The following is an 18,306-nucleotide window of genomic DNA, read 5'->3' as shown; positions in this document are numbered from 1 at the left end:
GTGCTGGGTTGAGGCGCAAGGTGTGAACCATCCCCGGCCGAAAGGCCAGGGGGAAGGGGCGTGTGTCTCACAACCGGTGAAACTCGCCCTCTCCCGCCCCGGGAGAGGGAGGGACCCGCCGAAGGCGGGAGGGTGAGGGGATTTCAAGCATCCCGAACCGCATGTTTCCTTGCGCCACCCCTCACCCTTCCCATGCTCCGCATGGGCCCCTTCCCTCTCCCGGGGCGGGAGAGGGAGCATTTGCCCCCCGCCCGCCTCCGCTCATTTTTCCATTCCGCCGCTCATTTCGCTATTCCACCGCTCCGGAGTTCGGCCGGGAATTGCCGGCGGGGTGTTGCTAGGCTTCCTCCAGGTCAACAGAGCGCAGCCTTTCCGTGATGGCCTGAACATCCACGAACAAAGGCATGCTGGAGGCATAAAAATGGTCAGCATCTCAACGGAATCCACGAGGCTTGGCAATCCTCCACTGCCGTGGACCAGGCATGACACAATGTGGATGCTTGGGCTGTTCGGAACGGCTATTGGCGCAGGCACGCTTTTTCTTCCCATCAACGCCGGGCTCGGCGGTTTCTGGCCGCTGGCGGTGATGGCGGTCATCGCCTTCCCGATGACCTATCTGGCCCATCGCGGCCTGTGCCGCTTCATCCTGTCCTCATCCAAACCGGGCAGCGACATCACCGAGGTGGTGGCCGAGCATTTCGGCGCCACCGCGGGCAAGCTCATCACCCTGCTCTACTTCTTCACCATCCTGCCGATCCTGCTGATCTACGGCGTCGGCCTGACCAACACGGTCCAGAGCTTCATGGTGCATCAGCTGGGCATGGTGCCGCCGCCGCGCATCCTGCTGTCGCTGGGCCTGATCCTCGGCCTGATGGGCGTCATCAAGCTGGGTGAGCAGATGGTCGTGCGGGTCATGGGCTGGCTCGTCTATCCCTTCGTTGTGGTCCTGATGGGCATCGGCCTGTATCTCGCCCCCGACTGGAACGGCGCCATCCTCGATCAGGTCCCGACCGCCGGCCAGTTCAGTCTGACCCTGTGGCTCAGCATCCCGGCGCTGGTGTTCTCCTTCAACCACTCCCCGGCCATCTCCCGCTTCGTCGTCGCCCAGCAGAACCGCTATGGCGAGGAAGCCGAAGCCCAGACCACCCGCATCGAGAAGTATGCGGTCGTCATGATGGTCCTGGTCGTCATGTTCTTCGTCTTCAGCTGCGTCTTCAGCCTGAACCCGCAGGAACTGGCCGACGCGAAGGCCCAGAACATCTCGATCCTGTCCTATCTCGGCAACAAGTTCGACAACCCGCTGATGGCCTTCCTGACCCCGGCCGTGGCGTTCGTGGCGATCACCAAGTCCTTCTTCGGCCACTATCTCGGCGCCCGCGAAGGTCTGAACGGTCTGATTGCCCAGCAGCTGCGCAGCCAGGGCAAGCCGGTCGACGAAAAGGCGATCAACCGCTTCAGCGCCCTGTTCATGGTCGCCGCCGTCTGGATCGCCGCCACCCTGAACCCCAGCATCCTCGGTATGATCGAATCCCTCTGCGGTCCCATCATCGCCGCCCTGCTCTTCATCATGCCGATGTACGCGATCCGCAAGGTGCCGGCCATGCGCAAGTACGCCGGCCAGCCGGGCAACGTGGTGGTCCTGTTCATCGGCAGCGTCGCGATGTCCGCCATCCTCTACTCCCTGCTCAGCCTCTGACGCACACACCGCTTCCCCTCCGGGTGGCGCCCCGTCCAAAGGCGACGGGCCGCCGCCCGAAGTGGCGAAGACAAGAACCGGCACAGGAAGGAAGCACGCCATGATCAGCATGTTCGACCTCTACAAGGTCGGTATCGGCCCCTCCAGTTCGCACACGGTGGGACCGATGAGGGCAGCCAAGCAGTTCGTGGACGCCCTGCGCTCCTGCGGCGGATTCGAGTCCGCCACCCGCGTCGCGGTCGACGTCTACGGGTCGCTGGCGCTGACCGGCAAGGGCCACCACACCGACGTCGCCCTCATGCTCGGCCTTGCCGGCAACCTGCCGGATACGGTGGCCATCGACACCATCCCCGCCTTCCTGCAGCAGGTGCGCAATTCGCACAGCCTGCCGCTGGGCCAGGAGGGCAAGCCGATCGACTTCCCGCCGACCGCCATCACCTTCCACCGGTCCAACCTGCCCCGGCATGAGAACGGGATGACGATCCAGGCCTTCGACGGCGACCGGCTGCTGCTGGGCAAGACCTACTATTCCATCGGCGGCGGCTTCGTCGTCGAGGACGAGAATTTCGGCAAGCAGAGCGGCGAGGAGGTGGAGCTTCCTTATCCCTACGCCTCCGCCGCAGACCTGCTGGCCCATTGCCGGAAGACCGGCCTGTCCTTCTCCGGCCTGATCCTGCAGAACGAGCTGCGCCTGCACAGCCACCAGGAGATCCGCGACTATTTCGCCAACATCTGGCAGACGATGCGCGCCTGCATGGACCGCGGCATGACGACCGAGGGCGTGCTGCCCGGTCCGATGCGGGTTCCCCGCCGGGCCGCCATCCTGCGCCGCCAGCTGGCCTCGTCGGAAGCGCTGTCGCGCGACCCGATGAACGTGGTCGACTGGGTCAACATGTTCGCCTTCGCGGTGAACGAGGAAAATGCGGCGGGCGGCCGCGTCGTCACCGCGCCGACCAACGGCGCCTGCGGCATCGTCCCGGCGGTGCTCGCCTACTACCACAACTTCATCAAGCCGCTGGACGAGGACGCCTGCGTCCGCTTCTTCCTGGCGTCGGCCGCCATCGGCGCGCTTTACAAGCGGAACGCCTCCATCTCCGGCGCCGAGGTCGGCTGCCAGGGCGAGGTCGGCGTCGCCTGCTCCATGGCCGCCGGCGGCCTTGCCGACCTGATGGGCGGCAGCCCGGAGCAGGTCTGCATCGCCGCCGAGATCGCGATGGAGCACAATCTCGGCCTGACCTGCGATCCGGTCGGCGGGCAGGTGCAGATCCCCTGCATCGAACGCAACGCCATGGGCGCCATGAAGGCGATCAACGCCACCCGCATGGCCCTGCACCGCACCAGCGAGCCGCTCGTCTCGCTCGACAAGGTCATCGAGACGATGTTCGAGACCGGCAAGGACATGGACCCGAAATACCGCGAGACCTCCTGCGGCGGTCTGGCGGTCAAGGTGGTCGCGCAAATCCCGCCGCAGACGCAGGACGCCGACGACGTCAACTGGGCGGCCTGACGCCGCTCAGCGGGACAGCCGCTTCGCCAGGTCGGCGAAGCCGTCGAGGATGCCGTCCTGCGGCAGGCTGGCGAGCGGCACGCGGGCGTAGCCGTAGGGCACCACCAGCACCCGCGCGACGCCCGCCGCGCGGCCGGCGGCCACGTCATGCTCGTTGTCGCCGACGAAGACCGCCTCCTCCGGCCGGACCTCCAGCCGCTCCAGCAGGCCCAGCAGCGGTTCCGGCGAAGGCTTGCGGGTCGGGTAGCTGTCGCCGCCGACCACGGCGGCGAAACGGCCGGCGATGCCCAGGTCGCCGAGCAGCCGCAGGGTCGCCGCCATCGGCTTGTTGGTGCAGACGCCGAGACGCAGGCCGGCCCCCGCCAGCGCCTCCAGCGTTTCGGCGACGCCGGGATAGAGCGCACTGTGGGCGCTGGGGTCGGCCTCGTAGATCTCCAGGAACCGTTTGACACAGCGGGCGGTCTCGTCCGGGGCGGGAGCACCGCCGGTGGCGGTCAGCACGCGCTCCACCAGCTTGGGCGCCCCGTCGCCGACGAAGGACCGCACCGCTGCCAGATCGACCGCCGGACGCCCCAACTCCGCAAGCAGGGCGTTGGATGCATGCATCAGGTCGGCGACGCTGTCCACCAGGGTGCCATCGAGGTCGAAGGCAACGGCGCGGATCGGGCGGCGGTCGAGGCTGTCGGCGGGGTTGGTCACGGTGACGGCACCTTTTTTGTTGGGAAAGCTGGCCTTGTCGGCCGCAGGGTCGGGAATGGTCGAAGCATCCCGCGACAGAGCATCGCCCACCCGATGCGGCGCGTCCACCTGTACGAGTTGCCCGCCGGCATCGGCCATGCGGCGGAGGATGACCCGGATGACGGCCCCCGGGGGCGCGTTCAGCATTTCTTTAGCAAATTGCTGTGATATTCAGCTTGCTACAAGCAACTGACGCGCCGGCGAAAGGCCCGTGATGCCCGACACCCTGAACGCCGACGCCCAGGCGGCCCCGCTGCTGGCCATTCCCGACGCGCTGGCAGCGGAGGCGGCGGCCACCCTGCTGAGCGGCGATGCGGGAGCGCTTCGGGCGGTTCAGGAGAAGATGGCGGCGGCGTTGAGCGGCCAGGGCCTGCCGGGCGATGCCGCCGGGGCGCTCGCCGACGGCTGGATGCGCGATTTCACCGATGGGTTGGGAACGCAGGCGTCCACGGATGCCGCGATCCTCCAGGCGAACCGCATCGCCGCCGGTGCCGCCGCGCGCATGGCGCAGGCGACGCAGGAGGCGGCCTCCCTCACCGGCGAGCAGCGCATGGCGAGCGCGCTGGCACAGGGACAGGGCGTGGAGATGCCGGCCCAGGCCGGCAGTAGCGCGGCGTCCGACCTGTCCGCCGCCCTGTTCAACGGGGTGATGGACCCGCTCGCCCGGCCGGCCGGGGCGCCGGACCCCATCGCGGCGCTGTCGCAGGCCCTGACCGCGCAAGCGTCCCCCACCGCCCCGGCCCCGGTTCCGCTTTCGCCGGCCGACCAGCTGACGGCCGCCCTCGCCTCCGGTGCAGGGGTGCAGGACGCCGTCAGGGCGCTGGGTTCGGACGCGGGCGGCCATTTCGCCGCTTCGCTGGAACGGGCCTTGTCCGGTGGTGTCGAGTCCGCCGAAGCCGTCGCCGCGGCGACGGCGTCGAACGCCAAGAGCGACGCCCTTTCGCAGACGGTCGCGGTGGAGCAATCGGCCGGCGAGCGCATGCTCGGCACCCTGGCGTCGGGCGGAGCGGAGGCGGCAGGCAACGCCGTGGGCAATCCCGCCTTCGCCAGCGTCCTGAACGACGCGCTGTCCAGGGGCGCGTCGCCCGACGCGGCGCTCGGCGCATCGTCGCGGGCGCAGTCGGACATGACCGCAAGCCAGAGCGCCGCCGCCGTGCCGCCGAAGCCGACGGATGCGCTTGTGGCCTCCCTGGCCTCCGGCCGCAACGTCGCGGAAACCGTCAAGTCCTTTGCCGCGGGCGCCGGCATCGACGCCGCGGCGTCCGGCGGGTTCGGGCAGGCTTTGGGAAGCGCCCTGTCGGCCGGCCGCGAGGCGTCGGGGGCACTGGACGCGGCACGGCAGGACGTCACCGCCGCATCGACCCTGGCGGCGGAGACGGCGAAGGGGGTGAAGGGCGATCCGCTGGTCGCGGCGCTCGCCAGCGGGCAGAATGTCGAGCAGGTCGTGCAGTCCCTCGGCGGTGCCGGTGCCGCATTCGGTGCGGCGCTGGGTCAGGCATTGGCGGAGGGTCGCTCCGCCGGGCAGGCGCTGGCCGCCGCCCGTCAGGCCGCCGACACCGTCCAGCAGAACGCCCAGGCCAGCGAAGTCCCGGTTTCCCCACAGGATAAGGCCCTGGCCGATCTCGCCAATCCGGACAAGGCAGCTGCCGCCGAAGAGGCCGACCAGGCGGCGGACGGCGACAAGTCCGCACAGGACCCGGCACAGAGCAGCGAGAGCCAGGACGGCAAGGAGGCCCCCGCCGCAGCCGAACAGGTGGCGGACGCCGAGGCGGCGAAGGACGCCAAGGAAGAGGGCGACAAGGAGAAGGACGGCAAGGAAGAGGCCGGCGACAAGCCCGCCGCCGACACCCCGGCCGACGCAGCGCCGAGCACCGCCGATGGCTCCCCTCCCCCGGCGGCGGCACCGCAGCCGGCCGCGAACACCGCCATGACCGGGGCCGCGCTGAAGACGGTCAGCTTCGATCCGGCCGGCGCGGAGGCCAAGGGCACCGGCAGCGACATCTCCGCCCAAGGCACCGCATCGACGGATGCCCGGCCGGCCGCGTCCTCCACCCCCTCCGTGACCAAGACGCTGACGGCCGACGCGTTCGCCGTCGCCGCGCAAAGCCAGCAGCGGGCGGTGCAGGCGACGGTCCGCGCCCTGGAGAACGCAGCCTCCGACACCGGACGCCCCGTCTCGCCCGGCGAAACGCCGGCCCTCCCGTCCGTGCCGGCCGTGCAACATGCGGCGGCACCGACCCTTTCGGCAGCCTTCGACGCGGCGGCCTTCGCCAAGGCGTTGGCGGTGGCCGAGGGCACGGCGGCGCCGGCCGGCTTCACCGTCTTCCACCTGATCGAGGCCATGTTCCGCCCCGGCGAGGCCGGCGGCAGCGTGGTCGGCGTGGCCGTGGTGGCGAACCAGGGCTCCGCGCTCGGCGTCTGGCAGTACAGCATGGACGGCGCAAGCTGGCTGGAGGTCGGGGCGGTCGGCGCGGCGGCGGCGCTGGTTCTGCCCGGCAACGCCCTTCTGCGCTTCCTGCCCGCGACCGGCGCCTTCGGGCAGGCTCCGGCCCTGGAACTGCGGGCGGTGAGCGATGAGTGGACCGGCGGCTTCAGCGATGCCGGGCGCCAGCTGTTCGCCCTGCCCGGCACGGGCGGCACCACGCCGCTGTCGGCGGATGTCGGCCGCCTGTCGCTGGAGATCACGCCGGTCAACGGCGCCCCGGTGGCGACCGCCGTGCAAGCCACCCTGGCTTCCGTTGCGGAGGACAGCGCCAACCCGGCCGGCGCCAGCGTCGCATCGCTGTTCGGCGGGCTGTTCTCCGACCCGACCGACGCGGTGTACGGCGCGACGGGCGACGGCTTCGCCGGCGTGGCGGTGGTCGCCAATCCCGGCAACGCCGCGCAAGGGGAATGGCAATACTGGAGCGGTTCCGCCTGGGTCGCGGTCGGCGCGGCGTCGGACGGCAATGCGCTGCTGCTCGCCGCCGACACGCTGCTGCGGTTCCTGCCCGCGGCCGACTGGAACGGGCGGACGCCCGGCCTGATGGTGCGGCTGGTCGACGATTCCCAGGGACCGCTGACCACCGGCGGCCGCATCGACCTCAAGAGCACCGGCGTCGGCGGAACGACGCCCTACAGCGTCTCCGCCGTCGTGCTCGACAGCCGCGTCACCGCCGTCAACGATGCGCCGGTCGCCACCGGAACGGCGGCGGCGCTGCCGGCCGTCGCGGAAGACGTCGCCGATCCGGCCGGCGCCACCGTCTCCGCCCTGTTCGGCGGGCTGTTCTCCGACGCCATCGACGCGGTCAGCGGCGGATCGGCGGCGGACCTGTTCGCCGGGGTGCTGGTGGTCGGCAATGCCGCCACCGCCGCCCAGGGGCTTGGCAATATTGGACCGGCACCGCATGGGCCGACGTCGGCTCGGTCGGCGAGGGCAACGGCCTGCTGCTGTCCGCCGCCGCCAAGCTGCGCTTCCTGCCCGCCGCCGACTGGAACGGCACCACCCCGGCCCTGACGGTCAGGTTGGCGGACGGCTCGCAGGGAGCCATCGCCAGCGGTGAGCGGGTCGGCGCGACGGCGGGCGGCGGCACCGGCCGATACAGCGCCGGCACCGTCACGCTGACCGGCATGGTCGACGCCGTCAACGACGCGCCGGTGGCGACGGGCACGACCGCCACCCTGCCGGCCATCGCGGAGGACACCGCCGATCCGGCAGGCGCCACCGTCACCAGCCTGTTCGGCCATCTCTTCTCCGATGCGGCCGACGCCGTGGCCGGAGGATCGGCGGCCAACGGCTTCGCCGGCATCGCCATCGTCGGCAATGCGGCGACCGCCGCGCAGGGCGTCTGGCAATATTGGACCGGCACCGCCTGGGTGGCCGTGGGAGCCGTGTCGGACGGCTCGGCCCTGCTGCTGTCCGCAGCCGCCAAGCTGCGCTTCGTGCCGGCGGCCGACTGGAACGGCGCCACTCCGGCGCTGACCGTACGGCTGGTCGAGGAGGGCGGCGCCCCGGTCGTCACCGGCGGCAGGATCGACCTGACGGCGGGCGTCGGCGGCAGCAGCGTCTACAGCGCCGAAACCATTGCGCTGACCGGAACCGTCACGCCGGTCAACGACGCCCCGCAGGTCACCGCCGGCACTGCATCGCTGTCGACGGTGAAGGGTGTTGCCGTTGCGGTCACGGGGCTGTCGGTGTCGGACATCGACGCCGGCTCCACGCCCATGCTCGTCACGCTGACCGCGGGGCACGGGACGCTGACCCTGGCGGATGGCGGCACGGACGCCGTCATCACCGGCAACGGGACCGACACCGTCACCATCCGCGCGACCCTCGCCACCATCAACAGCCTGCTCGGCGCGACCAACGGGCTTCTCTACACCGCGGCCTCCTACACCGGTGCCGACACCATCCATGTCCTGGTGGACGACCAGGGTGGCGGCGGGGCCGGCGGGCCGCTGACTGCCGCCACGTCCGTCGCCGTCACCGTGGCGCCGCCCAACGCCTCCCCGGTGCTGGCCGACACCAATCTCTCCGTCTCCGTCGCCACGGAAGCCCTTGCGGCACCCGGCGCCGGAACCGCGGGCATTGCCGTGTCGAAACTGGTCGGGCTGAACGGCGCCGGCCCCGCTAATGTCACCGACGGCGATGCCGGCGCCCTGACCGGTATCGCCCTGGTCGGCACCAACGAGACCTATGGCCGCTGGTGGTTCTCGACCGACGGCGGCGCGAGCTGGAGCCTGGTCGGCACCGTCAACGACAACGATTCCGCCCTTCTGCTGCGCTCCACCGACCGGCTGTATTTCCAGCCCAACGCGTCGGTGCCCGCCACCGTCCACGGCGCCCTGACCATCCATGCCTGGGACCAGACCAGCGGAACCGCGGGGAGCAAGGTCGCGATGGACACCGGGCCGGGCAGCGCCTTCTCCACCGCCACCGACAGCGTGACGCTCCATCCGGGCGTGCTGATCCCGAACGGTTCCTTCGACAACGGCCTGACCGGCTGGACCTACACCGGCGGTGCCACGGTCGGCACGACCGGCGACGGCCGGGAGGCGACCCTCACCTCGGCGGCTGGCCAAACGCCGACCCAGCTTGAGGACTTCCTCGGCCTGAGCCACGGTTCGATCGCCGCAGCCACCGGCACGGTTCCGTCCGCCGGCCATGCGATGAAGCTCGGCACGACCGTGACGGTGACGCAGGACACGACGCTGACCTTCGACTGGTCCTTCATCTTCACCGACAATGCGTCCTATCACGACTTCGCCTTCGTCAGCGTCAACGGCGTGGTGACGCTGCTGGCCAAGGACAACAGCGCCAGCGGCAGCTTCAGCGTGGTGGTTTCGGCCAACAGCACCCTGTCGCTCGGCTTCGGCACCTCCGACACCGGCGACAACAGCGTCAACCCGATCCTGCGCGTCGACAACATCAGGCTGACCACCGTCGCCAGTGACCCCATCGTGCTGGACATGACCGGCCATGGACTGGCCCTGCGCGCCCTGTCCGACGGGGTGCAGTTTGACGTGACCGGCGACGGGGTGGCCGACCGGACCGGCTGGATCGGCGCCGGGAACGCGCTGCTGGTGCAGGACGCCAACGGCAACGGGCGGATTGATGACGCGCGGGAACTGGTGTCGGAACAGTTCGGCGGCGGATTCAACAGCAGCCTGGAAGCGCTGGCCTCCCTCGACCGCAATCATGACGGACGGCTGGACGCGACGGACGAGACCTTCGCCACGCTAAAGGTCTGGCAGGACGCCAACGGTGACGGGATCAGCCAGACCGACGAATTGCGGGGGCTTTCCGACGCGGGCATCCTGTCCATCGCCACCGGCTCGACCCCAAGCGACTCCCTGCTGGCCGGAAACCGGATCCTGGGCACCACCAGCATGACGATGGCCGACGGCAGCACCCACATGGTGGCCGGCGTCGCCTTCGACGTGAAGGCCGCCTCCGCCGCACAGGTCCATAGCCTGCCGCATGCAGCACCGGACGCCTCGGGAGGGACGAGCTTCACCGCACTCCTGGCATCCGGCCTGGGCCTACCCGCCACAGGCGAAGTTGTGCCGCAGCCTGCTTTCTCTTCATTGCTGAACTGGAGTCCGGAGGCGCACGTCGCCGATCAGCACCATCCACAGAATAATGATACGCCGAACGAGCATCACATCATAACCCCCTAATAAGACTGACAGATTTAGAGGATTTATTAGGAATTTGAACACTGTTTTGTCTTAAATCCCGATAAGGGTTGTCGGCTATGTTCGCCATCGTCGCAAGCCACTACGCTTCCGCAGACGGCGATCTTCAGGACCCCCATGCACAAATGCTTCCTTTTTGCTGCGGCCCTGCTTCCGCTTCTGGCCGGGGGTGCGCAACCTGCGTTTGCGTCTCCGCGCGAGGACGTGATCTCCCTGATCGGCAAGGCGACGGACCGGCATGACCGGCTGAAGGCGGTGGAGGCGGCGGCGGAGTCCGCCCGCAACGCGCTGCGCATCAGCCATGGCGGCTGGTATCCGACGCTCAGCCTGTCGGCGAACGGCGGACGGGAATCGACCAGCAAGCCGGCGGGCATGCCCAACACCGACCTGAACGCCAAGCAGCTTTCGGTGCGCGCGACCCAGCTGATCTGGGATTTCGACGCGACCAACGCCGACATCCGGCGGTCGCAGGTTTCCGTGGTCCGCGCCGACATCGCGGTGGAGCGCACCCGCCAGGAACTGCTGGTGGAGGGGCTCAGCGCCTATGCCGGCCTCGTGCGCTCCCACCGGCTGCTCGCCTTCTCCCGCCAGTCTGAGGACAACATCCGCCGCCAGACGGGCCTTGAGGAAGTGCGGCTGCAGGAAGGCTACGGCTTCTCCACCGACGTCTTGCAGGCCAAGAGCCAGCTTGCCGGCGCCCAGGCCCGCCGGGTCGCGGCGGAAGAGGCGATGCAGACGGCGCTAAACCGCTTCCAGGCCTATTTCGGCCATGTGCCCTTCCGGCTCGACGGCGCGGAGGTGCTGGCGATGACCAAGGCCGCCCTGCCCGCGTCGATGGACGCGGCGGTGGAGGAGGCACGCCGCCACAACCCGCGCCTGCAGGAACTGGCCCTGACCACCGCAGCGGCGCAGGAGGCGGTGGCCTCCGTGCGCGGCCGCAGCCTCTATCCCCGGGTGGAAGGCTATGTAGAGCGAAACATGAAGCGGGATGTCGCTGGCCAGCCCGGACGGCAGGACGAGCTGCTGTTCAAGCTGCAGGTCACCTTCTCGCTGAACACCGGCCTGACCGCGATCAACAGCGTCCGCCTTGCGGAAGCCGACCTGCGCGCCGCCGACGCCAATTGGGCCGATCAGGAACGCACGGTGCTGGAAACCGTGCGCAACAGCTGGAACCGGCTGGAAAGCGCGCGGTCGCAGGTGAGGCTGCTGAACGATCAGGCGAGCCTCGCCGCCGGTTTCCTCGACGTGGCGCGGGCGGAGCGCGAGCTGGGCTCCCGCTCCCTCATCGACATCCTGTCGGGCGAGACGACGCTCATCAACGCCCGCAGCGACGCCGCCGCCGCGGAAACCGAACTGGTGCTTGCCGGATACCGCCTGCTGGCGGCTATGGGCCGGCTGAGCGCCTCCGACATCCAGACCAAGCCGATGCCGAAGCTGTCGGCGATGGGGCGCGGCCTGTTCGACGGGCCGGGCAAGCAGGATTCCGCCCCCTCCAACAACCGGGACGGCAAGCGCAGACGCGGAACGGGAGACCAGCAATGACCGGCGGCGCCATCGGACTGCTGCTCCTGCGGCTGCGCTCCAACCTGCGGCTGACGGCGCGTGTCTTCGCGGCCTCCCTCGCCGCGAACCTCTTGGGCCTCGCCTCGTCCTTCTACACCATGCTGGTGCTGAACCGGTATGTGACGCACGGCGTCGATTCCACGCTGGCGGCGCTGACCGTCGGCGTCGTGCTGTCCATCGCCTTCGAACATCTGTTCCGCCATGTCCGCCTGGGCATCGCCGGCCGCATCGGCCGTGCGGAGCATGACCGGCTGTCCACCGGCGCCTTCGGCATCCTGATGACCGCGCGCAGCGGCGCCGGTTCGGCGGAAGGCGACGCGGCAAGACGCGAGGCGGTACGCGCGCCCGAGCAGATCGACGCCGCACTTGGCTCCGCCAATCTGGCGACCTTGTTCGACCTGCCCTTCGCCCTGGGCTTCATCCTGGTGGTGGCGCTGGTGTCCTGGCCGCTGGCGGCGATCTGCGTGGTCTTCACCCTGCTGTCGATCGCCGCCGGTCTGCTGGCCCAGGCCGACATGCGCGCGGTCGGCCGCGATCTGGCCCAGGCCGGCGCCGACGCACAGGGGCTGGTCACCTCGGCCATCGTCGGCCGCGACGCGGTGGCGCTGTTCGGCGGCGCCAAGCCGCTGCTGGGCGACTGGCAGCGCGCGGCGAAGACGCTCCGGGCCCTGCGCGAACGCATGTCGATGCGCCAGGGTCGCGCCCAATCGGCGGCACAGAGCCTCCAGGCGCTGCAGGGCGTCGCCGTCATCGCCGTCGGCGCGGTGCTGGTGGTGCGCGGCGAGCTGGACGTCGGATCGCTGATCGGCGTCAACCTGCTGGTGGGGCGGGCGCTGGCCCCCTTCACCCGGCTGGCGCAGATCGGGGAATCGCTGGCGATGGCACGGCAGGCGCAAGCCCGGCTGGAGCAGTTCGCCCGCACGGCGGTGGAGCCGCAGACCGGCACCAGCCTGCCCCGCTATGGCGGCACGCTAGAGCTGCGCGACCTGACCTACACGCCGCCCGGCGCCGTCACGCCCTTGCTGCGCCGCCTGAGCCTGTCGGTTCCCGCCGGCAACATCCTGGTGCTGAAGGGCCGCAACGGCTCCGGCAAGTCGACGCTGATCCGCCTGATCGCCGGGCTTGCCGATCCGCAGGAGGGCGCCGTGCTGGCCGACGGCGTCGACATCCGAAAGTTTGCCCCCGTCTGGTGGCGCCAGCAGGTCGGCTATCTGCCGCAGGAGCCGGTCTTCCTCAACCGGACCATCCGCGAGAACCTGCTGCTCGCCAATCCGCGCCTGTCGGAGACGGAGTTGCACGCCGTCCTGCACCGGGCCGGCGCCGACCGCGCGGTGGCCGACTGCGCCCAGGGGCTCGACACGCCGCTGCGCAATTTCGGCCAGGAGCTGCCGGTGGGGCACCGCCGTCGGCTGGCGCTCGCCCGCGCGCTTGCGGTCGGCGGCCGGCTGATCCTGCTGGACGAGCCGACCGACGGGCTGGACGCCGAAGGCACCGCCGTCGTCTACCGCACGCTGATCGAACTGGCGCGCGCCGGCCACACCGTGGTTATCGCCTCCCACGATCCGCGCATCCTCCAGGGCGCCTCGCTGGCGCTCGACCTCGATCAGCCGCAGGACATGGCGATGAGCCGCGACGCGGCCGGGATGGTGGCGTCATGAAGCCGTTCCCCCTGCTGACCCGCAAGCCGCCCGCCGGGCCTAGCCTGCCCCTGCCGCTGGGCGCTGCAATGGCGCCGGCACCGGCCGCCCCCCTGCCCTCATCCCTGCTGCCTCCGCCTGCGCAGGAGGTCGAGGGCCGTTTCGGCGACGGCCTGTTCGCGGTCGGCATCGCCGCCTTCCTCGCGGCGCTGGGCTGGGCGTCGGTCGCCGAACTGAACATCTCCAGCAGCGCCCCCGGCGACGTGGTGCCGCTCGCCTACAACCAGTCGGTCCAGCATTTCGAAGGCGGCATCGTCCGCGACATCCTGGTGCAGGAGGGCGAGTCGGTGAAGGCCGGGCAGGTGCTGGTCGAACTGGACCAGACCAAGACCCGCGCCGACCTGGAAGAGCTGCGGCTGCGCCTCGGCTCGCTGTCCGCCGACATCGCCCGGCTGGACGCGGAGGTTGCCCGCCGCGACGCCATCGACTTCCCCGACCGCCTGATGCGCGAGCGGCCCGATCTGGTGGCGCAGACCCGCGACCTGTTTCGCGCACGGCGCGACCGGCTGGCGTCCGACATCGACATCCAGCGCCAGGACATCGTGCAGCGCGAACAGCAGATGGCCGCCGTCCGCGCCCGCATCTCCGGATCGCAGGTGGCGCAGGGGTTGATCCGCGAACAGCTGTCGATCAGCGAAAGCCTGCTGAAGCGCGAGATCACCAACCGCATGAAGCATCTGGAGCTTCTGCGCGACGATGCCCGGATCACCGGCGCCATCGCCGAGGATCGCGCCACGCTGGCCCAGGCCGAGGCGGCGCTGGCGGAATCCCGCAGCAAGCTGGTGTGGATCGGCCGCAAGTACGAAGAGGAAAGCCGCAACGCGCTGGACGAGGCGCGGCGCAATCACGACGAGCTTTCCCAGCGGCTGACCCGCTACCAGGACAGCCTTGACCGCTCCAGCCTGCGGGCGCCGATGGACGGGATCGTCAAGACGCTGGCCGTCTCCACCAAGGGCGCCGTGGTCAAGGCCGGCGAGACGGTGGTGGAGTTGGTGCCGCGCGACGGCAAGCTGGTGGTGGACGCCCGCCTGCCGGTGCAGGACATCGGCTATGTCCGCGCCGACCAGCCGGTGGTGGTGACGCTGGCCGGCAGCGACGCCTCGCGCTTCGGCCATATCGAGGGGCGGGTGCGGACGATCAGCCCCGACACCCTGCTCGATGCCAACAAGCAGTCCTACTACAAGGTCCGCGTCGAGCTGCCGGTGACCCGCTTCGATTACGGCGGCAAGACCTACGAGCTGTTTCCCGGCGTGCGGGTGACCTGCAGCATCCTGACCGGGCGGCGCACGATCCTCGACTACGTCTTCTCGCCGGTCCTCAACGGCCTGCAGCACGCGATGCAGGAGCGCTGAGGATGGTCCGCGCGACGCGATTTTCCCCTCTCCCGAGGTTCACCCGATGCTGAGTTCGCTCCAGCCCCGTTCCCGGCCGCCGCTGCGCTGGTCGCACATGACCAAGAAGGCGCGCTTCGCCCTGATCCTGGCGGCGGCGATGCTGGTCACCGTGCTGGTGTCGCTGGTGGTGCGCGCCGGCTTCCTAGGCGAGCGGAGCGAGGAGCCGCTGGCCATCGCAGTTGTGGGGCCGCTCAGCGGGCCGGACGCGGCGCTGGGGCTGGCGCTGCGCAAGGGTGCCGCGCTACGTGCCGACACCATCAACGCGGCCGGCGGCATCGGCGGACGCCCGGTGGAGGTCAAGCCCTTCGACGACGAGGGCGACAGGGGCAAGTCGCTGGAGATCGCCCGCCGCGTCGCCAACGATCCCTCGGTCGTCGCGGCGATCGGCCACACGCCGGACGCCACGGACAGCGCCGCGGCCATCTACGCCCAGAAGAAGATCCCGCTGATCGCCCCGCGCCCGCTGATCCGTGCGGCCGACGCCGCGCCCAGCCCGTGGTTGTTCAGCATCACGCTCGACCGCACGCACGAGATCCGCTTCCTCGCCAACTATGTGCGCAACGTGGTGGGCGAACCGACGGTTGCCATCGTCCGCGAGGACAGCGAGCAGGCGGCGTCGCTCGCCGGTCAGTTCGACGCCATCCTCCAGCGCTTCGGCACCCGGCTGGTCAGCCAATGGACCTACGCGCCGGGACGCGGCGGGGCCGGCGCGCTGCCGGCGCTCGCCCAGGCGGTGAAGGAGAAGATGCCGACCGGTGCCGTCGTCGTCATCGGCTCCGCGGTGGACAGCGCGCGGGTGGTGGTGGCGCTGCGCGATGCCGGGGTGCGCAACCTGATCGCCGGCAGTTCGGAGATGGCGACCGCCGCCTTCCGCACCGAGATCGTCGCCCAGACGCAAGCCAATCCCAAGGCGCTGACGCCGGAGGCCTACGGCCACGGCCTGCTGGTCTCCTCGCCCATCCTGTTCGACACGGCGAACGAGCGTGCGCAGCGCTTTTACGGCCAATATGTGAAGCGTTTCAACGCCGTGCCCGATTGGGCGGCGGCGCTGGGCGCCGACGGCGTCGATCTGGTCGCCGACGCCATCGCCGCCGATACTCCGGCCAGCGGGAAGCCGGACGGCGACAGGCTCCGCCTCGCCATCGCCGGGCATGACCGCGCGGAAGCCGCGTTCCAGGGCACCGCCGGCACCTGGACCTTCGACGGCCGCGGTCAGGCGACCCTGCCGGTGATGATGGCGACCTACAACGGCCTCAACCCGGTGGCGGCGCTGACCCAGCTGCAGCCGATCCGCGAGGCCGGCGTCTCCAACTTCCTGGAGGAGGTGCAGCGGGGGCGCGCGCTCTACGTCAACGACCGCTTCATGTACAAGACGGACGTCATCTACACCGGCGTCCAACTGCACGAGATCCGCGACCTCAATCCGGATGCCAACGAGGCGACGCTGAACCTGACGGTCTGGTTCCGCTACCGCGGCGCCTTCAACCCGGCCGACGTGGTCTTCACCAACGCGGTCAAGCCGGTGGATCTCGGCAAGCCCTACCGCGAGGAGCGCGGCGAGGTCACCACCTACGTCGCCTACCGGATCGAAGGCCGCTTCGCGCTGAACTTCTCCGACCAGCGGCCGCCCTACGGCAGCCATTCCGTCGGCGTCAGCTTCCGCCACCGGACGCAGAACCGCAACACGGTGATGTTCGTCACCGACGTGCTGGGCATGTCGCTGGTCAACACCAACGACTTCGTGGAGAAGCTGAAGGCGATGGCGGCGGCGGAAACCGCGTCGGCCGCCGACCTCAGCCTTGCCGACCGCTTCCGCCGGGCGCTGGAGGGCGAAAGCGAAAGCTCCACCCTGCTCGACCAGTTGCGGGCAAAGCGGGTGCTGGCACCGTCGCCGGGCTGGCGGCTGTCGCGCGCCTGGATTTCCCAGGACGTCGCCACGGTGAGCAGCGAGGGCGATCCCAACTATGTCGGCTTCGGCCGGCCGCAGCCGGACTTCTCCCGCGTCGATTTCGGCGTGGTGGCGACGCCCGATGCACCGGCCGCGCGGGACTTCATCCACCGCGACTTCTTCGTCTACATCGCCATCTTCAGCGCCGTGCTGGCGGTCTTCGCAGCATTCATGGACCGGCGCGACCGCGGGCAGTTCTGGAAGATCCAGACCCTGTTCATGCGCATCCTGTCCTGGCCGCTCCTGCTGATGTCGGCGGGCAACATCGCCCTGGACCAGGCGGTGGCGACGCTGCCGCCCAGCGGCATCGCCATGGTGGTGAACGGAATCAGCGTTCTGTGGTGGATCGTGCCGGCCATCCTGGTCGACCGCACGCTGGAGCGCTTCGTCTGGACGCCGCTGGAGATCCGCACCCAGCGCAAGATCCCCGCCATCGTCCGCCGCTTCTCCACCCTGATCGTCTTCGGCTTCGCCGGCTGCGGCATCATCGCCTTCGTGCTGAAGCAGCCGATCACCAGCCTGCTGGCGGCGTCGGGCCTCGTCGGCATGGTCGTCGGCCTCGCCATCCAGGCGAACATCGCCAACGTCTTCTCCGGCATCGTCCTGAACATCGAACGGCCGTTCCAGATCGGCGACACCATCCAGATCACCGACATCGTCCGCGGCGTCGTGGTGGACATGACATGGCGGACGGTGCGGGTGCGCAACGTCGCCGGCTTCATCGTCGCCATGCCCAACGCCAAAGTGTCGGAGGCGACCGTCGTCAATTTCAGCGCGGTCGAACGCGTGTCGATGAAGCTGGAGTATTTCGCCGACGCCGGCCACGACCCCGGCCGGATGGGCGGGCTGCTGACCACCGCGCTGCGCGCCGCCGACAAGGTGATGCCCAGCGCCACCGGCGGGCTGCCCTTCGTCCGCTATGACGGCTTCCGCGCCGTCAACGGGCAGTGGCTGTGCAAGTACAACCTGTTCTTCTGGGTCAAGGACCACGACGCCACCTTCGCCGTGCCGGAACTGGTCTGGCGCTCCGTCTACCGCACGCTGGCCGACGCCGGCATCGACCCGACACCGCCCGACCTGATGGAGGCGGGCGCCGCGGTGACCGCCGTCACCGCCACCGTTCCAGGCCCGCAGGCGGCCGTCCCGGCATGAGCAGGAGCAACCCGATGAACCGCCTCTTCCTCGCCGCGGCGCTGCTGCTGCCGGTCCTGCTTGCCGGGTCGGGCTGCGCGCCGCTGGGCACCGGCAGCTCCGTCGCGATCCTGGAACGGGTGGCCGACGGCGAGTACGACGTCGGCATCCGCTACCCGTCCAAGCGCACGCGCTACGTCATGATCCTGGAGGAGGACGAGGAGTCCTTCGCCCTCGTCAACCGGCCGACGTCCGGCAGGCCAGCGGAGGGCGCGGAACCGCCGGCGGCGGAGCCGGCCCCGCCGCAGCGGAACGACCGCGTCCTGGCGCCCTGCGCCGAGGCGGCGGGCAACTGGTATCGCCACACGCCGGCGGGCTATGTCTGCGCCGGCGGGGCGGGCGGCTGACCATGAAGCGTCTGGTTCCGGCGATCGCCCTGCTGCTTGCCGGCTGCG

Annotated in this window: 10 protein-coding genes; 9 read left to right on the top strand and 1 reads right to left on the bottom strand. The window is 70.1% G+C overall.

Annotated elements, in window-relative coordinates:
* The first annotated feature begins 421 nt into the window (after nt 1–421).
* Together AB8P05_RS17170 and AB8P05_RS17165 are read left to right on the top strand one after the other, a co-directional pair.
* Nucleotides 422–1,696, top strand: a complete 1,275-nt coding sequence (locus tag AB8P05_RS17170; protein WP_472759491.1) for a serine/threonine transporter — start codon at nt 422–424, stop codon at nt 1,694–1,696.
* A gap of 100 nt (nt 1,697–1,796) precedes the next feature.
* Nucleotides 1,797–3,203: an L-serine ammonia-lyase gene (locus tag AB8P05_RS17165; RefSeq protein WP_472759490.1), complete on the top strand. Its 1,407-nt coding sequence runs from the start codon at nt 1,797–1,799 to the stop codon at nt 3,201–3,203.
* Between the two features lie 6 nt (nt 3,204–3,209).
* Here the strand turns inward: AB8P05_RS17165 and gph are convergent, their stop codons facing one another.
* Nucleotides 3,210–4,088, bottom strand: coding sequence for a phosphoglycolate phosphatase (gene gph, locus AB8P05_RS17160; RefSeq protein WP_472759489.1), 879 nt, complete (start codon nt 4,086–4,088; stop codon nt 3,210–3,212).
* A gap of 67 nt (nt 4,089–4,155) precedes the next feature.
* On the opposite strand from gph, the gene AB8P05_RS17155 reads away from it, so the two are divergent.
* The 7 genes from AB8P05_RS17155 (at nt 4,156) to AB8P05_RS17125 (ending at nt 18,258) form a co-directional block, all read left to right on the top strand.
* A complete protein-coding gene (locus AB8P05_RS17155) occupies nt 4,156–7,437 on the top strand; it encodes a hypothetical protein (protein ID WP_472759488.1) in 3,282 nt (1,093 codons plus the stop codon).
* A gap of 8 nt (nt 7,438–7,445) precedes the next feature.
* A complete protein-coding gene (locus AB8P05_RS17150) occupies nt 7,446–10,100 on the top strand; it encodes a beta strand repeat-containing protein (protein WP_472759487.1) in 2,655 nt (884 codons plus the stop codon).
* A 222-nt stretch (nt 10,101–10,322) separates the two neighbouring features.
* Nucleotides 10,323–11,660, top strand: a complete 1,338-nt coding sequence (locus tag AB8P05_RS17145) for a TolC family protein (RefSeq protein WP_472759486.1) — start codon at nt 10,323–10,325, stop codon at nt 11,658–11,660.
* Nucleotides 11,657–13,339, top strand: a complete 1,683-nt coding sequence (locus AB8P05_RS17140; protein ID WP_472759485.1) for an ATP-binding cassette domain-containing protein — start codon at nt 11,657–11,659, stop codon at nt 13,337–13,339. The genes AB8P05_RS17145 and AB8P05_RS17140 overlap by 4 nt, the downstream gene beginning before the upstream one ends.
* Nucleotides 13,336–14,730 carry an HlyD family type I secretion periplasmic adaptor subunit gene (locus AB8P05_RS17135; protein ID WP_472759484.1) on the top strand — a complete coding sequence of 465 codons (1,395 nt, stop codon included), beginning with the start codon at nt 13,336–13,338 and terminating at the stop codon, nt 14,728–14,730. The genes AB8P05_RS17140 and AB8P05_RS17135 overlap by 4 nt, the downstream gene beginning before the upstream one ends.
* 46 nt (nt 14,731–14,776) lie before the next feature.
* Nucleotides 14,777–17,872, top strand: coding sequence for an ABC transporter substrate-binding protein (locus AB8P05_RS17130; protein WP_472759483.1), 3,096 nt, complete (start codon nt 14,777–14,779; stop codon nt 17,870–17,872).
* 14 nt (nt 17,873–17,886) lie between these two features.
* The gene (locus tag AB8P05_RS17125; RefSeq protein WP_472759482.1) at nt 17,887–18,258 is read left to right on the top strand and encodes a hypothetical protein; all 372 of its coding nucleotides are present in this window, start codon (nt 17,887–17,889) and stop codon (nt 18,256–18,258) included.
* The last annotated feature ends 48 nt before the right edge of the window (nt 18,259–18,306 follow it).

The organism is Azospirillum sp. VT-I1 (assembly GCF_055698305.1).
The sequence above is the reverse complement of the archived record's forward strand: the minus strand, read 5'-3'. Positions and strand labels throughout refer to the sequence as shown.